The organism is Corynebacterium sp. CCM 9203, from assembly GCF_041357675.1.
Classification (GTDB): Bacteria; Actinomycetota; Actinomycetes; order Mycobacteriales; family Mycobacteriaceae; genus Corynebacterium.
On record NZ_JAUERY010000005.1, the window covers coordinates 102666 to 120759 of the forward strand.

Below are 18094 nucleotides of genomic sequence, written 5' to 3' on the forward strand. Positions count from 1 at the left end.
CCTATCCTGGGTGTGAACCGCCGGGGAACGAGGTTTTCCGGCGGATATGACGGAAACACTGCACAGAGAGAAGGTATACATGAGTCAGCCCATGAGATTCTGGTTCGATGTCACCTGCCCGTACGCCTGGATTACCTCTCGGTGGGCCATCGAAGTGGAGAAAGTCCGGGACGTGGAGATTACGTGGATCCCGATGAGTCTCGGTGTGCTCAATCAAGGCCGTGACGAACTTCCCGAGGACTACCGGCGCAGGATGACTGCGACCTGGGCACCGGCGAGGGTCTTCGCGCGGGTCGCCACCGAGTATCCGGACAAGGTCGGTGAACTCTACACCGTACTGGGGACGAAGATCCACAATGAGGGGCAGGGGGCGGCACTCAAGGAGAACGCCGGTGACGGAGATATCTCCGATCTCTTCATTCCCCTGATTCGAGAAGCGTTGACCGAGGTGGGCCTCGACGAAGGAGTGGCGGACACCGGTCTCGGGTCGGAGTGGGATGACGTGCTGAAAGATTTTCACGGACAGGCAATGTCGGCCGTCGGTGACGAGGTCGGTACCCCGGTGGTCGAGGTGTCGGGTACGGCCTTCTTCGGCCCCGTACTCACCCGTATACCCCGAGGCGACGACGCCGGAATGATTTTTGATGGCGCGGTGGCACTCGCCGGGTACCCGCACTTCTTCGAACTCAAACGTTCGCGCACGGAGCGACCCGACTTCACCTGATGTAGCGGTAGCACAGCCACTCGTCTATGGTGGTATCAAACCACGGCCCGGTCGTTTCGGGGGCACCGGGGTGGGGCCCGGTGCTCTGCTTCCGGCGCCCGGCGGCCTTGACGTGGCTAACCCGTCAGGGAAATCCGCTCCGGCGGGACACCCACGGCCGGAGCACGGCCGTACCATCAATCTCAGGAGACCACCATGAGTGATCGCCCCACCGCACCTTCGGACCACACCAATCCCGGGCAGTCCAACGAAAGTGGTTCTGTTCCCGTGGAACGCCGCAGCCGTAGTATTCTCCCGTGGATTCTCGGGATCGTCGCACTTTTCGTGCTCGGAACTCTCGCCTGGGCCCTGCTCGGCGGTGATGATGACGATGACAATGCTGATCCGTTGGCAGCCTCGACGACGTCGACCAGTGCGACTATTCCGGCAAGCAGCGTCAGCAGTTCCCCGGTGACACCCACCACCACCGCTATCGCCCCTGGTTCCATGAGTCCAGCCGAGCTTGCCTCAGCGCTCGGATTCGCCAATGTCAATACCCCTGGTGACACGTACATTGGAGATCGTGGCACGATCCAGGTAACCGATATCACCCGTGGCGATGACGGCGATGTCTGTGTCGTGACCAACGTTGTCAATGCCAGTGTGAATGATGAACTGACCTTCGCCACCGACCACGTGACGATCATCGATGCAGACGGCAACGAAACCTCCGTTCCGGCGGGCACCGACTTCGTTGATTCCACTGTGGACACCGATGATGGAGTGGTCACCGTCGCCGACGGTGCCGAGGCAACCGTCACCACCTGTGTCCCGACCGATGCTGATGTCGTGGGTGTCGTCTATCACGCGGACAAGGCTGACAACACCAGTGCAGCGCTTGTCGACAACCCCGTGTGGGCCACCAACCTCTGAGGAATAACACGCACTCCGGTTTCAATTATCCGGAGGTGACATCACGCCGTATCCGAGATTACCGCCTCCGGGTGGGGCGGATACGGCGTTCTGCTGTACAACTACCCGCGTACTGCACACGACATGCTCGATGTGCACGCTAGACTCGGACACATGCGCGTATATCTTGGAGCGGACCACGCCGGGTTCGAAATGAAGAATGCCATCGCCCAGCATCTCACCGACGCCGGACATGAGGTGATCGACTGTGGGGCCCACGTCTATGATGCCGAGGATGACTATCCCCCGTTCTGCATCGAAGCTGCGTCCAGAACTGTGAACGATCCGGGGTCGCTCGGCATTGTTCTCGGTGGCTCCGGGAACGGTGAACAGATCGCCGCGAACAAGGTCAAGGGTGCGCGATGCGCTCTCGCGTGGTCGGTTGAAACCGCGCGCCTCGCGCGGGAACATAACAATGCTCAATTGGTCGGGATCGGTGGTCGGATGCACTCCGAGGAAGAGGTACTCGCGATCGTTGATGCATTCCTGGATCAGGCTTGGAGCGAAGCTGAACGGCACCAGCGCCGTATTGACATACTCGCAGACTATGAAAAAACGGGTATCGCTCCGGTGCTTCCTGAAGCCTGACGCCCAAGTACCGCAGAAGGACAGTGTGCCCAGACCTCCCGGGAGGCCTGGGCACACTGTCCTTCTGCGGTGGGAGCCGCATCGGTGCATCGAATCAGAAATCGAACCCGCCGAAATCCATTCCACCGTCGCCCCCGAAGAATCCGCCGTCCTCACCCGAAAAACCGGGGTCGGTATCCCCAAGATCCTCTCCACCCGCACCTTCAGATGCGTCCGGGCCGTCACCACCGGTGTCTCCATAACCCTGCTCGAACTCCTGTGGCCCGTAGTGAACTCCGGACATACCTCCGAAGAGCATCGAAAACATCATCACAGAGCCTGCGGTCCACATGCCGGTGCGAAGAGCTGAGGACCACCAGGGTTCGGAATACCAACCGGCCGGAACCGGACGGCCGGCGACCATTCCGCCCGGATAGTAGTTCGGTGTCTGTGGTGTTGCCGTCGGTGATGCGGTGATCTGTTTTCCTTCGTGATCGATGGTGCGCTGTTCAGTGACGGCACCAGCCTGGCGTTGTCCCTCAAGTTGAGGCAGCTCGGGGCCTGAAGGCATACCCATGATCTCGCGTGCCGCATTGATGTAGTGGAGTCCCTCGAGTGCAGATTCCCGTGCGAGTTCAGCCTGACGTACTGTCTTTGCCGTACTGATCTGGCCGGATGCCGCGTTGAATCTTTCCGAAGCGTCTGCGAGTGCCTGGGTCGATGCGGTATCACTACCGGTGAGGGAAAGCACCTGGGAGCCGAGGCGCTCAATCCAGCGACGTGCGTCGGCAACGGCGTCATCGAGTTCGGATTCCTTAGAACGGCCTCCGCCGGAAGAACCTGATCGAGACAGCAGGAGAACGACGCCACTGATTATGACGGCGATCAGGAGTAATACGAGGAGAGAGGACATTGGCAGCCTTTTCCGGGCGTTGGATGACAAGATGGAGGGGCTCGCGGGGAACGTAGGAATTACCTGGAACGTGGGTGTTCCGCAGGTGGCCCCGTCTACAGAAACAACGTCCGATGTGTGTCGGGGGTTCCCGAAACGCATGTATGGATGGGAAACGATGTCCGGGTTCCGCGTTCGGTTCCGGACCATCGGTTGACGAGAACCCCCGCAGACGCGCCAAGGCACTGCGGGGGTTGATAGTGGGCCGGAACCCGGACGGTGGAAGAATGAACCGGATGAGGCTCCGGTCGGGGAGGTCTAAGCCTCGGTGTTCTCAAGTGACTTGGCGGACTTGCGGCCGTTTTTACGTTCCTCGACCCATTCATGGATGGTCTGTGAATCCCAGAGGGTTAGCCCGTGCATCTTGGCGACGGGTTTCGGGGCGCGGCCGCGGCCCGCGTAACTCGTGAAGGTTCCGCGCGCGGTACCGGAGAACCTGGCACATTCGATGGCTGTCCAGAGCTCTCTGCCGGAGTCGGAGTCAATGATCTTAGGTTGCATGGGCGCCACGATACGTCAGCCAGCTAACGGCGTCCTGAGAAAAATGTGGGTGTGGCAATGCTCCTTTTGGAATTTGTTTTATGGTGAAAGTTGGGGCAGTGGAATTGCTGTTTTGTGACTATTCAATTGGTGGGGGCTATCTTTCGGGGGGTGACCTTGCCTCAGCAGTGGGTATGTTGAATGTGTAGCACCCCCGGAGCGGTATTTGGATGCAAAAGTCAACCTCATGAAGGATAGGCTATCCCGATTTATCGAGTTGATCTACTGATAAAAAGCTAAGATTGGGAAGATTATTTCTTTGTAACTTTTTCTATGGGGTTACAAAATTGGGTATTGGTACCGTGTCGGAACTGGAAGCGAGCGTCCGGGCATCGTTGACCTTGTGTCGAGTTGTTCTCGCATACGCGCACACGACCTTCGGTGCGGTCTTATGGTGCCTCTGCTGTGGGTCTGGCTGGGGAGTGGGCGGTGACATTGTGGCTTGATGTCTTTATGTGGGGGGCGTCAAACCAAATAGGCCAGAATATGGATACATGGCGAGCCGCCGGCGCGGGTGTCTGGTGGCCGCTGAGATGCTGTGTCACCTCGCTATTTTTCATCTTGGCCGTGGTGGGTTACACTGTTGCACGCTACGGAAAGAAGCTAGAGTCCCGCTAGGGGCTATGCTTAAACTCCCATGTTAAAATTGCATTTGCAGATTTTCCGGGGCTTCTATGGGAACGTCGTATAGTGGCTAATACCTCAGCCTTCCAAGCTGAAGACGCGGGTTCGATTCCCGTCGTTCCCTCCATGGAAAAAGCATCCCCACCAGTTCCTGCACTGGTGGGGATGCTTTTTTCATGCTCGAACAGTGTCGGGAGTTGACGTGGTTGTACGCTGACACGATTGCAGGCTGTGGCCATCTGCTCTATCTGGGTGTTGGTTCTCGTCCGATGGTGGGCGTGCTGTGGTGAGAGGTGGCTTTCGACGGATTCCTGGTGACCGTGCAGTGGGCGCAATTGGTTGTGCTTAGTCGTTGTTCACCCGCTGTGTTGAAAAAAGGTGGAGGCGTCGTCGCCTCCATGCTGGAAAGCTGCTTCCGGTATGAGGTGAACGTTCTTCTCTGTCGTCGAACAGGTCCTGTACTGGGGTTTATCAGGGGGTATCTGGGTTTACTGACAAGCTGGGAGCATATGCCTGGTGTGGGTTTTGATGCTGTGGAGGGGCTCTCTGTGGTTGTCTGACGCTCTGCTGGATCTGGTGGTGGCGGAGATTTACGGGGGGCTGTTGAACCTGTGCTTGGGGGAGCCGGTACACTTCTTTGTCAGCGGCCATTGATGGGTCGTGTCGCTTCAGTGACTACGGGGTATGGCGCAGTTTGGTAGCGCACCTGCTTTGGGAGCAGGGGGTCGCAGGTTCAAATCCTGTTGCCCCGACAAGGGCCCTTTATCTGAAGGATTCCGGCGTCGGTCCCGGGCACCACCGAATTAGGTGGCGCCCGGGACCGACGCCGGAAAAACACAGCGACGAAGGTCCAGTTAGACGAATCAATACAAACATTATTCCAGGAGAGTGACTCGTGAAGAGTTCCGTCGAGCATCTGAATGACACCCGCGTCAAGATCACCGTCGAGGTTCCCTTCGAGGACCTCAAGCCGGAGTTCGACCAGGCATACAAGGCGCTGGCGCAGCAGGTGTCCATTCCGGGTTTCCGGAAGGGGAAGGCTCCGCGCCAGCTTATCGAGGCACGCGTCGGACGCGGCCCGGTTCTCGAGCAGGTCGTGAATGACATGCTGCCGAGTCGTTACGGCGCGGCGGTGGAGGAGAATGACCTCAAGGTCATTGGCCAGCCCATCGTCGATGTGACCCGTATCGAGGATGGTGAATTCGTCGAGTTCACCGCCGAGGTCGATGTCCGACCTGAGATCGCTCTCCCGGACTTCTCCGAGATTTCGGTGGAGGTCGGTTCGCTCTCCACCGATGATGAAGCTGTTGATGCTGAGCTGGAGAAACTGCGGGAGCGTTTCGGTTCGCTGAAGAGCGTCGATCGCGCTGTCGCCGAAAATGACTTCGTCACCATCGATCTCTCCGCGACCGTTGACGGTGAAACCATCGAGGAGGCGACGACTGAAGGCCTCAGCCACCAGGTCGGCTCCGGTGAACTCATCGAGGGGCTCGATGAAACACTCAACGGTATGGAGGTCGGTGAGTCCCGTGAGTTCACGACGACCCTGCTCGCGGGAGACCACGAAGGCAAGGAAGCCCTCGTCACCGTTACGGTGAGCAGCGTCAAGGAACGGGAACTGCCGGTGGTCGATGATGAATTCGCTCAGCTCGCTTCCGAGTTTGACACCGTCGAGGAACTGCGCGATTCCCTCGTTCAGCGGGTCGAGGAGAGCGGTAAGGCTCAGCAGGCCGCGGAGATTCGCGATGAGGTTCTGAAGGCCGCCCTGGAGAAGTCCGAATTCCCGCTTCCCGGCTCGATCGTCGACGAGCAGGTAAATAATCAGGTGCAGCAGCTCGTCAGCCAGTTCGGGGGCGATGAAAAGAAGCTCAATGAGCGTCTGAAGCTGGAAGGTAGCTCACGCGAGGAATTCGACAAGGACGCCCGCGAGCAGGCCGAGAACGCCGTTCGCACCCAACTGTTCCTCGATGTTCTCGCGGACAAGATCCAGCCCGAGGTTTCTCAGGAGGAGATGACCGAGCACATCATCTTCACCGCCCAGCGTTACGGAATGGATCCGAACCAGTTCATCCAGCAGCTACAGCAGGCCGGCCAGATCGGTAACCTGTTCAGTGACGTCCGCCGGGGTAAGGCTCTGGCCGCTGCCATCTGTGAAGTTAAGGTCACTGATTCCGACGGTAACAGCGTGGATCCCGCCGTGTACTTCGGTGAGGAAGAAGTCGAGGAGTCCACGGATTCCGGCGACGACGCTAACACCGCCGAATAATCTCATCCCGGCGTTCCGCCTGCCGGTGGAAAGAGCCCGACCACCACTGGTGGCCGGGCTCTTTGCGGCCTGGCATGGGACGCCATCCTTTCCGGGAAAGCTGAGAGCGAACAGAGCAGCGCCACTGTCCTTGGCGGCGGTACCCTTGCGCTTACGGAACAATCAACAATGCCCAATACAGATGCCCACCCAGGCTCCGCGCCGCCGCAGTCATTGCGGCATCGGACCAGGGCGGCGAGAAGGTAGGTTTTGGAACCCATGACTGACACCACCCGGATGGCGGCCTCCACCAGCGGGCTCAACCTGAGCGACTCGGTATTCGAGCGCCTGCTCCGCGAGCGCATCATCTTCCTTGGGAGCCAGGTGGATGACGAAATCGCTAATAAACTGTGCGCCCAGATCCTCCTGCTCAGCGCCGAGGACCCGACGCGTGACATCTCCCTTTACATCAACTCCCCGGGCGGCTCTGTCACGGCGGGTATGGCGATCTACGACACAATGAAATACGCACCGTGCGACGTTGCCACATACGGCATGGGACTCGCGGCATCGATGGGGCAGTTCCTGCTCTCCGCTGGTACAAAGGGTAAGCGCTACGCCCTCCCACACGCCCGGATCATGATGCATCAGCCGTCGGCGGGTGTTGGTGGTACCGCGGCAGACATCGCCATCCAGGCGGAGCAGTTCGCCTACACGAAACGCGAGATGGCGGAACTCATCGCGGAGCACACTGGGCAGACCGTCGAGCAGATCACGCGGGACTCGGACCGCGACCGCTGGTTCACCGCAGAGCAGGCCAAGGACTACGGATTCGTCGATCATGTCATCACCGCCGCCAGCGGTTCCATCGCCAACTAGTCCGGCACCCACCGGGATACCAGGAGAGAACAACAAGTTATGAGCAACGGAATGCAGATGCCCTCCGCCCGCTATGTGCTGCCCAGCTTCGTGGAGCACTCGGCGTACGGGGCCAAGGAATCCAACCCCTACAACAAGCTGTTCGAGGAGCGCATCATCTTCCTCGGTACCCAGGTCGATGATGCCTCGGCGAACGACATCATGGCACAGCTTCTTGTTCTGGAGGGCCAGGACCCGGACCGGGACATCACGATGTACATCAACAGCCCCGGTGGCTCCTTCACGTCGCTGATGGCGATCTATGACACGATGCAGTACGTCCGCCCCGATGTGCAGACGGTCTGTCTCGGACAGGCGGCATCCGCAGCGGCAGTCCTGCTGGCAGCGGGCTCTCCGGGTAAGCGAGCGGCACTCCCGAATGCGCGGATCCTGATCCACCAGCCCGCCACGGGTGGTGTTCAGGGCCAGGTCTCGGATCTGGAGATCCAGGCCCGCGAGATCGAGCGGATGCGTACTCTGATGGAAACCACTCTGGCCCAGCACACCGGTCGTTCGGCGGAGCAGATCCGGATCGACACGGACCGTGACAAGATTCTCACAGCGGCTGAAGCTGTCGAATACGGTCTGATCGATCAGGTCTTCGACTACCGCAAACTCTCGAATCAGCAGTAGTCGGAAGTTGTCCCTCACTGTCACCGGCCGCGCCTCGATCATCGGGGCCCAGGGCGGGGGCTAGAGTAGGAGCGGACGGATCGAACCTGTGTGGACGCCTCCGCGTCCCCGGATCAAGATTGTGAGTGACTACCCGAAGGCCATGGCACATATGCAAGAAAGCTCGGACCTGCTCAAGTGCTCTTTCTGCGGGAAGAGCCAGAAACAGGTGAAGAAGCTCATCGCCGGCGGTGGCGTCTATATCTGTGATGAGTGCATCGAACTCTGCAATGAGATCATCGAAGAGGAGATGGGGCAGTCCACGGAGGCTGCTGAAGAAACCTCAGGCCGATTGCCCCGCCCCACCGAGATTTCAGCGTTCCTCGACACTTACGTGGTCGGTCAGGACGAGGCGAAGCGGATCCTGGCGGTCGCGGTGTACAACCACTACAAGAGAATTCGTGTGGAGGAGTCTCGGGCGGTCTCTGGGCGGGACGATGATATCGAACTCGCCAAGTCCAATATCCTGATGCTCGGCCCCACGGGATCGGGTAAGACATATCTGGCGCAGACTCTGGCCCGGCTTCTCGATGTCCCGTTCGCCATCGCGGACGCCACCTCATTGACCGAGGCCGGTTATGTCGGCGAAGATGTGGAGAACATCCTGCTGAAGTTGATGCAGGCCGCTGATTTCGATGTGCAGCGGGCGCAGCGGGGGATCATCTACATTGATGAAGTGGACAAGATTTCTCGGAAGTCCGAGAATCCCTCGATCACCCGGGATGTATCGGGTGAAGGGGTCCAGCAGGCTCTGCTGAAGATTCTGGAGGGTACGATGGCGTCGATTCCCCCGCAGGGAGGACGCAAACACCCAAACCAGGAGTTCCTTCAGCTTGATACCTCCAACATCCTGTTCATCGTGGCGGGTGCCTTCGCGGGGCTCGAGCAGGTCATTCAGGAGCGGGTGGGTAAACGTAGTCTCGGTTTCGGAGCGCAGGTCCGTTCACTGCACGAGGATGACTCCGTGGATCTTTTCCGGGAGGTGCGTCCCGAGGATCTGGTGAAGTTTGGCCTGATTCCCGAGTTCATCGGTCGACTTCCGGTGGTGGCGACCGTCCGGAACCTGGACCGGGCATCTCTGGTCAAGGTTCTGACGGAGCCGAAGAACTCACTGGTCCGGCAGTACGAGAGACTGTTCGAGATGGACGGTGTGCAGTTGACCTTCACCGAAAGTGCTCTGGATACGATCGCTGAACTCGCTCTCGAAAGGAAGACGGGTGCCCGTGGTCTGCGGGCGATCATGGAGGAGATCCTCGTGCCCGTGATGTATGAGCTTCCCGACCGAGAGGACGTTGCAGAGTGCATCATCACTGCGGAAGTTGCTCGCGGTATGGCGGAACCGGAGTTGCTTCCCGGCCCCAGTGAGAAAACCGCGTGATCTGAGATCGGATGAGGAGGGGCCGCCCCGGTAGGGGGCGGCCCCTCCTGCCTCTTCTCCGGCTAGCTGCTGTCGGTCTCACCGTAGATGTTGACGTTGCCGGAATCATGGTCGTCCGAGTATTCTCTCCCGCCGACCGCGAGATAACTCATCGTTCCGGTTCCCGGCATATTCGAGGTGAGGAACGAGAGTACGGCGTCGACGGCGAGACGTTCGAGTCCGGCGGTGTTCGTGTCGTCGGCGAGGTCGACGTCGTAGAGGTTTAGGTAGGTGTCCCGGTTTGAGGTGCGGAACGCGCACAGTGAGGAGATCACGGTGTAGATGTCCAGGGCTGAGATTCCGGGACGGAACGCCCCGGAATCCTGGCCGAGCATCAGTAGCCGGTCGAGTGCGAGGAGCACTGCGGATTGGTCGGCTAAAGGTGACGCCCCCGTCACTTCAGCGTGCTTGAACAGGTTCTCCAGGAGGATAAGGCGGACCGCTGCGGGTTCTGCGAACATTCTCCGGCAGATGACCTGGACGATCTTGCGTATCCCATCCACCGGAACAGTCGATGGGAGTTCCATTTCACTCGCGTCGGGTCGGATGAGAGTGACCGCTCGGAGGAGCGCCTGAACGTAGAGATTGCGCTTGTCACCGAAATGATAATGGATCATCCGCTTGGACATTCCCGATTCCTGCGCGATCGCCTCCAACCGGGTGTCCTCGAACCCGTGCCGGGCGAAACTCTCCATCGCGACGGCGACGACCTGCTCGGCGGTCGTGCCCGAGATCTCAGTGTCGGCGGGGGAACGGTTCATGCCGTGGTCCTTTCCAGAAAAGAGGCGATCACCGCAGACGCGGTGGTCGCGCGTACCCGATGACCTGAGATCATCAGGTACGCCGTCAACGTGGTTCCGTCCCGGGGTGTATACGCGGGTCGCCGCAACACCGTGGTGCCGGAGCACAGGTGCGGGACGAATCGGGGTTACTCCGTTTCATGGTGCCTTAAAACGCAGTTCCAAGGAGTCCTGATCCGGCACAATCTTGAAAAGCGCAGGTCGTATGTTGGCATCGTGGGGGGACGGGGGTGGTCAGTGGTGTGGTCGTCGATCATGAACTCACGGGGTGTGCACGTTCACATCGTTGACGTCGGTTTATCACGGCAGAACCCGGTTATCGCGGTTACCCTGGATGCTGTGCGACGGCCCTTCACGCCGTGTCAATACCAGCGTCGTCAGAAGTCGGCGGTGAACCGGAGTGGAACTGCAGTGGGCTGACGTCACACGAACTTTAACTGCGCCCGTCCGGCGGAAGACTGGTTTCGGGTGCCGACGAGAAGAGGATGATGTAACTTATGGCCACTCAAGCCAAGAAGATCACTGTCACTGGCGCGGCAGGACAGATCGCTTATTCACTGCTGTGGCGTATCGCCAACGGTGACGTGTACGGACGCGAGACCCCGATCGAGCTCAATCTGCTTGAGATCACCCCGGCTCTCGGTGCGACGGAAGGCGTCGCCATGGAGCTCTTGGATTCCGCCTTCCCACTGCTCCGTGACATCCGTGTCACAGATGATGCTGCAGAAGCCTTCAACGGTGCCTCGGCAGCGTTCCTCGTGGGTGCCAAGCCCCGCGGTAAAGGGGAAGAGCGCAGTGATCTGCTGGCTGCGAACGGTAGGATCTTCGGTCCCCAGGGTAGGGCCATCAACGATCACGCCGCCGATGATGTCCGTGTCCTCGTGGTCGGCAACCCCGCGAACACGAATGCACTGATCGCGAAGGCCAGTGCGCCCGATGTTCCCGCGGACCGGTTCAACGCGATGATGCGACTCGACCACAACCGCGCACTGAGTCAGTTGGCCACGAAACTGGGCAAGGATTCGGCTGCGTTCGAGAACCTGGTTATCTGGGGTAACCACTCTGCCACACAGTTCCCGGACATCACCTATGCGACGGTGGGGGGAGAAAAAGTTGCGGATCTGGTTGACCGTGACTGGTATGTCGATGAGTTCATCCCTCGGGTGGCGAAGCGCGGTGCGGAGATCATTGAGGTTCGGGGCAAATCCTCGGCGGCTTCAGCGGCCTCGGCAGCCGTCGACCACATGCACGACTGGATCAACGGAACCGAGAAGTGGTCCAGCGCAGCGATCGTGTCCGACGGTTCCTACGGTGTGCCCGAGGGACTGTTGTTCGGTTTCCCGACGGTCAGTCGCAACGGTACCTGGGAGATTGTCCAGGGGCTTGAGATCGATGACTTCCAGCGTTCCCGAATCGACGCGAACATCGATGAGCTCATCAGCGAGCGTGACGCTGTCTCCGATCTCCTCTAGTACCTGCTGAGCAGTGTTCCTTCGAACGCCCCGCCGACCGTTCAAGAACCGTCGGCGGGGCGTTCGGCCTACTTCGGTGCGTCGTCGCAGGCACCATCTAAGATGGGCGATGTGACTTCACAGAATGAGAACCAGGACAACCGCGCCGACAAGCTGCCGAAGAGCTGGGACCCGAAGACGGTCGAGGCTGAGCTGTACAGGGGTTGGGTGAACGCCGGCTACTTCACCGCTGATGCCGATTCGCCGAAACCGGGATTCTCCATTGTTCTGCCACCGCCGAATGTCACGGGGCAGTTGCACATGGGCCACGCCCTCGACCACACGTTGATGGACGCCCTCGCGCGCCGCAAGCGGATGCAGGGCTACGAGGTCCTCTGGCTGCCCGGCATGGATCACGCCGGTATCGCGACCCAGACGAAGGTGGAGGCCCACCTCAAGGAAGCCGAGGGCAGGAACCGCCACGACTACGGCCGGGAGCAGTTCGTCGACAAGGTTTGGGAGTGGAAGACCCGCTACGGTGGGGTCATCGGTTCGCAAATGCGCGCCATCGGTGACTCGGTCGACTGGTCCAAGGAGCGGTTCACCCTCGACGAGGGGCTGTCCCGCGCGGTGCAGACCATCTTCAAGAACCTGTACGACCGGGGCATGATCTACCGGGCGCACCGCCTCGTCAACTGGTCGCCGGTCCTGCAGACCGCGGTCAGTGACATCGAGGTCGTCTACAAGGATGTCGAGGGTGAGCTTGTCTCCATCCGTTACGGTTCCCTCGATGATTCCGAACCCCACGTCATCGTCGCCACCACGCGTGTGGAGACGATGCTCGGTGACGTGGCGGTCGCGGTGCACCCCGATGATGAGCGTTACGCGGATCTGGTGGGGCAGCGTCTGCCGCATCCCTTCCTCCCCGATCGGGAGCTTGTCATCGTCGCCGATGACTACGTCGACCCCGAGTTCGGTACCGGCGCCGTGAAGATCACCCCGGCCCACGACCCGAACGACTACGCGCTCGGCCTTCGCCACGATCTGCCGATGCCCGACGTCATGGACGACACCGGCCACATCGCCGGGACCGGCACCGAGTTCGACGGACTCGACCGCGCCGAGGCGCGGGTGAAGATCCGCGAGGCTCTCGCCGAGCAAGGCCGAATTGTCGCTGAGAAACGTCCCTACGTCCACTCCGTCGGACACTCGGAGCGCTCCGGCGAGCCGGTTGAACCACGCCTGTCCGAACAGTGGTTCGTCAAGGTCGACAAGCTCGCTGAGATGGCCGGTGACGCGGTGCGTGAGCACGACACCACAATCCACCCGGCGAGCCAGGAGCCCCGCTACTTTGCGTGGGTCGACGACATGCACGACTGGTGCATCTCCCGCCAACTCTGGTGGGGCCACCGCATCCCGATCTGGTACGGCCCCGACGGTGACGTGGTCTGCGTCGGACCTGACGAGACCGCGCCCGAGGGCTACATCCAGGACCCGGATGTCCTCGACACCTGGTTCTCCTCCGCCTTGTGGCCGTTCTCCACGATGGGGTGGCCGGACGCCACCCCGGAACTGAAGAAGTTCTATCCCACTTCCGTCCTGGTCACCGGCTACGACATCCTCTTCTTCTGGGTCGCCCGGATGATGATGTTCGCCACCTTCGCCGCCACCCTCGATGACAGTGAGTTGGGGACGACAGATGGCGGTCGCCCGCAGGTACCGTTCACCGATCTCTTCCTCCACGGCCTTGTCCGCGACGAGAGGGGCCGGAAGATGAGCAAGTCCCTCGGCAACGGTATCGACCCGATGGACTGGGTCGAGCGCTTTGGCGCCGACGCCCTGCGGTTTACTCTCGCCCGTGGTGCGAACCCCGGAACTGACCTGCCGATCGGGGAGGACTCCGCGCAGTCCTCCCGCAACTTCGCCACCAAACTGTTCAATGCGACCCGCTTCGCGCTGATGAACGGGGCACGGGTCGGGCAGCTTCCCCCCCGTGAGGAACTCACCGACGCTGACCGCTGGATCCTCGACCGCCTCGAGCAGGTCCGCGCCGACGTGGACCGGCAGTTGGACAACTACCAGTTCGCGAAAGCTAACGAGGCCCTCTACCAGTTCGCCTGGGGTGAGCTGTGCGACTGGTACCTGGAGATCGCGAAGGTTCAGATTCCCCGTGATTTCGACGCCGCCACGGACGAGGACGCGGCCCGGGGACGAAACACCCAGCTCGTCCTCGGTACCGTCCTAGACGTCGTCCTACGCCTGCTGCACCCCGCGATCCCGTTCGTGACTGAGACTCTCTGGAAGGCACTCACCGACGGCGAATCCCTCGTCATCGCGGACTGGCCGACCGCGGCCGACACTACGAACGGCGTACCCGTCGACGAGACAGCGGCACGCCGTATCGCGGACGTCGAGAAGCTCATCACCGAGATCCGTCGCTTCCGCTCCGACCAGGGCCTCAAACCTTCGCAGAAGGTTCCGGCACGCATCGACTTCACCGCCGCTGACCTTGAGGCCCTGGCACCAGTGGTGCGTTCCCTCGTGCGGGTCGAGGCACCCGGAGACGACTTCACCCCCTCCGCGTCCCTGGAGATCCGGCTTTCACGGGCCACGGTCACCGTGGAGCTGGATACCTCCGGGACCGTGGATGTCGCAGCCGAGCGTAAACGCCTCGACAAGGATCTCGCCACCGCGCGGAAGGAACTTGAGACGACTGGGAAGAAACTCGGGAACGAGAGCTTCCTGGAGAAGGCGCCGGCAGCAGTCGTGGACAAGATCCGCGAGCGGCAGCGCATCGCCGCCGAGGAAGTTGAACGTATTTCCCTGCGGCTGAAGGAGCTCGGATAGATGAGTGACACGATCGACCCGGCCGGCTCCGGTTTCGAGGGAACCAGACCCCGGGACACCCCGGCGGATGCCGCTGCCGCACAGACCGGTGCGCTCGGTGTCGACGAAGCTGGTCTCGTCCTGCCCATCGACGTTCACGCCCCCACGAACCCACCGGCCGATACCACCATCACCCCTGAAGACCTCGCAGATCTCGCTGTAGTCGAAGCGGAGCTGGATCTCCGGTGGCCGGAAACCAAGATCGACCCGACCCTCGACCGGATGACCCAACTGATGGACCTACTCGGGAACCCGGAGCGGAGCTTCACCTCAATCCAGGTCGCTGGAACGAACGGAAAAACCTCCGTTGTCCGGATGATCGAGTCCCTGCTTCGTGCCTTCCACCGTCGGACCGGGCGCACGACGAGTCCGCATCTGCAGCTCGTCACCGAGCGGATCGCCGTGGATGGTGCGCCCATCCACCCGCGGAAGTACTGCGAACTGTGGCGGGAGATCAAACCGTACGTCGAGATCGTCGACGCGGCGTCGAAACGTGACGGTGGTCCGCAGATGAGCAAGTTCGAGGTGCTCACCGCGATGGCCTACGCTGCATTCGCCGACGCCCCCGTCGATGTAGCCGTCGTGGAGACCGGCATGGGCGGCACCTGGGACGCCACCAACGTCATTGAATCAGAGGTTGCGGTGATTACCCCCATAGGCCTCGACCACACGGATTACCTGGGGGAGACCCTCACGGAGATCGCCGGAGAGAAAGCCGGCATCATCAAGCCCCGCACCCTCGAAGAGGGTGATGTCCTCTCCCCGAGGGAGAACATAGCCATCGTCGCGGAGCAGGCGCCCGAGGCGCTGAGGGTCCTCCTTGAACGCGCAGTTGAGACCGACGCGGCCGTCGCGCGCGAGGGCACCGAGTTCGGAGTCGTCGAATCCACTGTCGCCGTCGGCGGGCAACAGCTTGTTCTCCGTGGACTCGGTGGTGACTACGATGACATCTTCCTGCCGCTCTCGGGGGCGCACCAGGCACGCAACGCTGCTTGTGCCCTCGCCGCAGTCGAAGCCTTTTTCGGGGCCAGGGCGGGGAGACAGCTCGACCGGGATACGGTCCGGGAGGGTTTCGGCACCGTTTCTTCCCCCGGGCGTCTGGAACGTGTCCGGTCCACACCGACGGTCTTCATCGACGCAACCCACAATCCGCACGGGGCGAAGGCACTCGGAGAGGCTCTGAACCGTGACTTCGACTTTCGTAGGCTCATCGCGGTTGTCGGATGCTTCGGGGACAAGGACGCCCGGGGTATTCTCACCGAACTGGAACCACATGTGAGCGAGGTTGTCTGCACACAGTCCACCTCGCCCCGTGCGCTCGACGCCTACGAACTCGCGGAGTACGCGCGGGAGATCTTCGGTGACGAGCGGGTACACGTGGAGGAGGTTCTGCCCACGGCAGTCGAGACCGCCGTGGCGCTCGCGGAGGAAACCGACGAACCCGGTGCTGCGGTTTCCGGTTCCGGTGTCCTGATCACCGGCTCCGTCGTTACCGCCGGTGAGGCTCGCACGCTGTTCGGAAAGGAACCATCATGATCGGAAAGAGATCCGGTTCCGGGGATGAGATCGAATACGGGCCCCTGGGGCCGGGGCACGCACCCGCCAAGGATCCGATGAAGGGGCTGCGTGGCGTCATGGCCGGCACTCTGGTGATGGAGTCGATCTCGCTCCTTCTCGTACTCACCGTCATCGCGCGCGTGGACGGCGGAGCGTACTGGACGACGATGAACTGGGGGTACGTCACTATTGTGGGTGTCGCCATGTTCCTTGTCGCTTTCCTGCAGAAGCGGCCCTGGGCGATGACCGTCAACTGGGTGCTCCAGGTGGCTGCAGTCGCAGGTTTCTTCGTCCATTATTCGATGGGAATCATGGCGCTCATCTTTGTGGCTGTGTGGTTCTACATCATGCACCTGCGTAAAGTTCTGATTGAGCGGATGCGTAGGGGGCTCCTGGTCACCCAGCACACCTGAACCGGGCTTACACTGGGGACATGAGTCTGTGGGTTCGGCGTCTGGTTGGCGTCCTCTACTTCGTATTCGGAATCGGCTGTCTGTGGGGCGGCTACCTCATGCTGGACGGCAATCGGGTGCAGGGGGCGGCTCTCTTCCTCGTGTGCGGTGTAGTCATGGGCGCGATTGAGGGGTGGCGCAGGAAACAGGAATCAGCGTCCGCCGCTGCCGCGATCGGCTGCCCCCTCGACACCTCGCTCCGCGAGGAAGCCATCAGGCTGAAGGGGGAGGGGGCGCGCAACCCGGCACTCGCGGTGTTCCGGAATGCGCCGCCGTGGCCCAACCTCAGTGCCTGCGAGGTCATACTCGATTCGCTTCCTGACGCTCCCGGCAAGGGCGCGGCAGGTGAGGAAGCCGACCGGGTGGGGCTGATCACCGCGGACTACCGGAAGATCGTTCAGATCCGCGATAACGGGGATCTGCCGCTCGCGGTGAAGACACTCCGGGAGAAGGTACCGCAGTTGACCATCACGGATGCTGCCCGGGTGGTCAAGAATCTCTGACCCCTGGGGTGCGTCGTTCAGCGGTTGGCTTCTGTAGAATTCGCTGCATGACTGAACGCACCCTCATCCTCATCAAACCGGACGGCGTCGAGCGCGGACTCGTCGGAGACATCATCAACCGCATCGAGCGAAAGGGCCTCAAACTCGTTGCGATGGACCTCCGGGTCGCTGACCGCGACACTGCGGAAAAGCACTACGCTGAGCACACGGACAAGCCGTTCTTCGGAGAACTCGTCGATTTCATCACCTCCGCCCCGCTGGTCGCCGGTGTCATCGAGGGACCCCGCGCCATCGAAGCCTGGCGTCAGCTCGCCGGTGGTACGGACCCGGTCTCGAAGGCAACCCCCGGTACCATTCGCGGTGACCTCGCCCTGGATGTCGCGACCAACGTCGTCCACGGGTCGGATTCCCCTGAATCCGCCGAGCGTGAAATCGGGATCTGGTTCCCTAATCTCTGATTTTCGCATCCATCGAATCTCTCCGCCCCACCCCTGTTCTCGTGACGGGGTGGGGCGGTGGTCGTTTTCGGGGGGAGGGGGACAACGTGTTTCCCGGGACCGGGTGCACCGGTTGGGTGGTGGGGACGGACCGGGGAACCTGCAATGAGGGGATGGCAACCGGATGTGTGCGACAATGGGGATGGCTCCGCACTCTTTCGTTCGCGCCCCGAGGGGTATCGCTGGAACGCTGCGGACGCCGTGAGAGACACACTTCGAATAAGAACAACGACAATTAAAGACTTCTTCACCCCGCGCGGCGGCGGCAGGAACACAAGACGAGATGAACGAGAGAAAATCCTTGTCCTGCCAGCGCCCGGGGAAGTCGCGACAAGAGG

Annotated in this window: 16 protein-coding genes and 2 tRNA genes; 15 read left to right on the forward strand and 3 right to left on the reverse strand. The window is 61.1% G+C overall.

Translation table 11 applies throughout. The annotated features are described in order from the left end of the window. Nucleotides 1–79: 79 nt before the first annotated feature. The 3 genes from QWU44_RS10670 to QWU44_RS10680 all read left to right on the forward strand — a co-directional run bounded on the left by QWU44_RS10670 (nt 80) and on the right by QWU44_RS10680 (nt 2263). A complete protein-coding gene (locus tag QWU44_RS10670) occupies nt 80–724 on the forward strand; it encodes a disulfide bond formation protein DsbA (protein ID WP_370915663.1) in 645 nt (214 codons plus the stop codon). Between the two features lie 195 nt (nt 725–919). Then, nucleotides 920–1636 (forward strand): hypothetical protein, encoded by a 717-nt coding sequence (locus QWU44_RS10675; protein WP_370915664.1) that lies wholly within the window; start codon nt 920–922, stop codon nt 1634–1636. A gap of 153 nt (nt 1637–1789) precedes the next feature. Beyond that, nucleotides 1790–2263: a ribose-5-phosphate isomerase gene (locus QWU44_RS10680; protein ID WP_370915665.1), complete on the forward strand. Its 474-nt coding sequence runs from the start codon at nt 1790–1792 to the stop codon at nt 2261–2263. Between the two features lie 94 nt (nt 2264–2357). On the opposite strand, the gene QWU44_RS10685 is transcribed toward QWU44_RS10680, so the two are convergent. Both QWU44_RS10685 and QWU44_RS10690 read right to left on the reverse strand, forming a co-directional pair. After that, nucleotides 2358–3155, reverse strand: a complete 798-nt coding sequence (locus QWU44_RS10685) for a DUF1542 domain-containing protein (RefSeq protein WP_370915666.1) — start codon at nt 3153–3155, stop codon at nt 2358–2360. A 297-nt stretch (nt 3156–3452) separates the two neighbouring features. Beyond that, nucleotides 3453–3695 (reverse strand): helix-turn-helix transcriptional regulator, encoded by a 243-nt coding sequence (locus QWU44_RS10690; protein WP_370915667.1) that lies wholly within the window; start codon nt 3693–3695, stop codon nt 3453–3455. Nucleotides 3696–4410: 715 nt separating this feature from the next. Here QWU44_RS10690 and QWU44_RS10695 point away from each other — a divergent pair. From QWU44_RS10695 to clpX, 6 genes are all read left to right on the forward strand, one after another. Beyond that, nucleotides 4411–4485 (forward strand) — tRNA-Gly (locus QWU44_RS10695). A 551-nt stretch (nt 4486–5036) separates the two neighbouring features. Then, nucleotides 5037–5110: transfer RNA gene (locus QWU44_RS10700), tRNA-Pro, on the forward strand. A 143-nt stretch (nt 5111–5253) separates the two neighbouring features. Continuing rightward, a complete protein-coding gene (gene tig / locus QWU44_RS10705; protein WP_370915668.1) occupies nt 5254–6624 on the forward strand; it encodes a trigger factor in 1371 nt (456 codons plus the stop codon). A gap of 258 nt (nt 6625–6882) precedes the next feature. Then, nucleotides 6883–7482 (forward strand): ATP-dependent Clp protease proteolytic subunit, encoded by a 600-nt coding sequence (locus QWU44_RS10710; RefSeq protein ID WP_370915669.1) that lies wholly within the window; start codon nt 6883–6885, stop codon nt 7480–7482. Nucleotides 7483–7521: 39 nt separating this feature from the next. Then, nucleotides 7522–8154, forward strand: coding sequence for an ATP-dependent Clp protease proteolytic subunit (locus QWU44_RS10715; protein ID WP_370915670.1), 633 nt, complete (start codon nt 7522–7524; stop codon nt 8152–8154). Between the two features lie 142 nt (nt 8155–8296). Continuing rightward, entirely contained in the window at nt 8297–9571 is a 1275-nt protein-coding gene (gene clpX / locus QWU44_RS10720) for an ATP-dependent Clp protease ATP-binding subunit ClpX (protein ID WP_370915733.1), read from the forward strand. Nucleotides 9572–9633: 62 nt separating this feature from the next. On the opposite strand, the gene QWU44_RS10725 is transcribed toward clpX, so the two are convergent. After that, entirely contained in the window at nt 9634–10371 is a 738-nt protein-coding gene (locus QWU44_RS10725; protein ID WP_370915671.1) for a TetR/AcrR family transcriptional regulator, read from the reverse strand. Nucleotides 10372–10907: 536 nt separating this feature from the next. On the opposite strand from QWU44_RS10725, the gene QWU44_RS10730 reads away from it, so the two are divergent. The 6 genes from QWU44_RS10730 to ndk all read left to right on the forward strand — a co-directional run bounded on the left by QWU44_RS10730 (nt 10908) and on the right by ndk (nt 17717). After that, nucleotides 10908–11882, forward strand: a complete 975-nt coding sequence (locus QWU44_RS10730; protein WP_370915672.1) for a malate dehydrogenase — start codon at nt 10908–10910, stop codon at nt 11880–11882. Nucleotides 11883–11984: 102 nt separating this feature from the next. Then, nucleotides 11985–14708, forward strand: coding sequence for a valine--tRNA ligase (locus QWU44_RS10735; protein WP_370915673.1), 2724 nt, complete (start codon nt 11985–11987; stop codon nt 14706–14708). After that, entirely contained in the window at nt 14709–16283 is a 1575-nt protein-coding gene (locus QWU44_RS10740) for a folylpolyglutamate synthase/dihydrofolate synthase family protein (RefSeq protein ID WP_370915674.1), read from the forward strand. Then, nucleotides 16280–16717: a DUF4233 domain-containing protein gene (locus QWU44_RS10745; protein ID WP_370915675.1), complete on the forward strand. Its 438-nt coding sequence runs from the start codon at nt 16280–16282 to the stop codon at nt 16715–16717. Before QWU44_RS10740 ends, QWU44_RS10745 begins: the two co-directional genes overlap by 4 nt. Before the next feature lie 20 nt (nt 16718–16737). Beyond that, a complete protein-coding gene (locus QWU44_RS10750; RefSeq protein ID WP_370915676.1) occupies nt 16738–17259 on the forward strand; it encodes a hypothetical protein in 522 nt (173 codons plus the stop codon). A 47-nt stretch (nt 17260–17306) separates the two neighbouring features. After that, the gene (gene ndk, locus QWU44_RS10755; RefSeq protein ID WP_370915677.1) at nt 17307–17717 is read left to right on the forward strand and encodes a nucleoside-diphosphate kinase; all 411 of its coding nucleotides are present in this window, start codon (nt 17307–17309) and stop codon (nt 17715–17717) included. Nucleotides 17718–18094 lie beyond the last annotated feature (377 nt).

Coding starts and splice junctions, on each gene's coding strand:
- QWU44_RS10670 (WP_370915663.1), top strand. CDS start 80: ATGAGTCAGCCCATGAGATTCTGGTTCGATGTCACCTGCCCGTACGCC.
- QWU44_RS10715 (WP_370915670.1), top strand. CDS start 7,522: ATGAGCAACGGAATGCAGATGCCCTCCGCCCGCTATGTGCTGCCCAGC.
- QWU44_RS10730 (WP_370915672.1), top strand. CDS start 10,908: ATGGCCACTCAAGCCAAGAAGATCACTGTCACTGGCGCGGCAGGACAG.
- QWU44_RS10725 (WP_370915671.1), bottom strand. CDS start 10,371: ATGAACCGTTCCCCCGCCGACACTGAGATCTCGGGCACGACCGCCGAG.
- QWU44_RS10750 (WP_370915676.1), top strand. CDS start 16,738: ATGAGTCTGTGGGTTCGGCGTCTGGTTGGCGTCCTCTACTTCGTATTC.
- QWU44_RS10680 (WP_370915665.1), top strand. CDS start 1,790: ATGCGCGTATATCTTGGAGCGGACCACGCCGGGTTCGAAATGAAGAAT.
- QWU44_RS10685 (WP_370915666.1), bottom strand. CDS start 3,155: ATGTCCTCTCTCCTCGTATTACTCCTGATCGCCGTCATAATCAGTGGC.
- QWU44_RS10690 (WP_370915667.1), bottom strand. CDS start 3,695: ATGCAACCTAAGATCATTGACTCCGACTCCGGCAGAGAGCTCTGGACA.
- clpX (WP_370915733.1), top strand. CDS start 8,297: ATGGCACATATGCAAGAAAGCTCGGACCTGCTCAAGTGCTCTTTCTGC.
- QWU44_RS10740 (WP_370915674.1), top strand. CDS start 14,709: ATGAGTGACACGATCGACCCGGCCGGCTCCGGTTTCGAGGGAACCAGA.
- ndk (WP_370915677.1), top strand. CDS start 17,307: ATGACTGAACGCACCCTCATCCTCATCAAACCGGACGGCGTCGAGCGC.
- QWU44_RS10710 (WP_370915669.1), top strand. CDS start 6,883: ATGACTGACACCACCCGGATGGCGGCCTCCACCAGCGGGCTCAACCTG.
- QWU44_RS10675 (WP_370915664.1), top strand. CDS start 920: ATGAGTGATCGCCCCACCGCACCTTCGGACCACACCAATCCCGGGCAG.
- QWU44_RS10735 (WP_370915673.1), top strand. CDS start 11,985: ATGGGCGATGTGACTTCACAGAATGAGAACCAGGACAACCGCGCCGAC.
- QWU44_RS10745 (WP_370915675.1), top strand. CDS start 16,280: ATGATCGGAAAGAGATCCGGTTCCGGGGATGAGATCGAATACGGGCCC.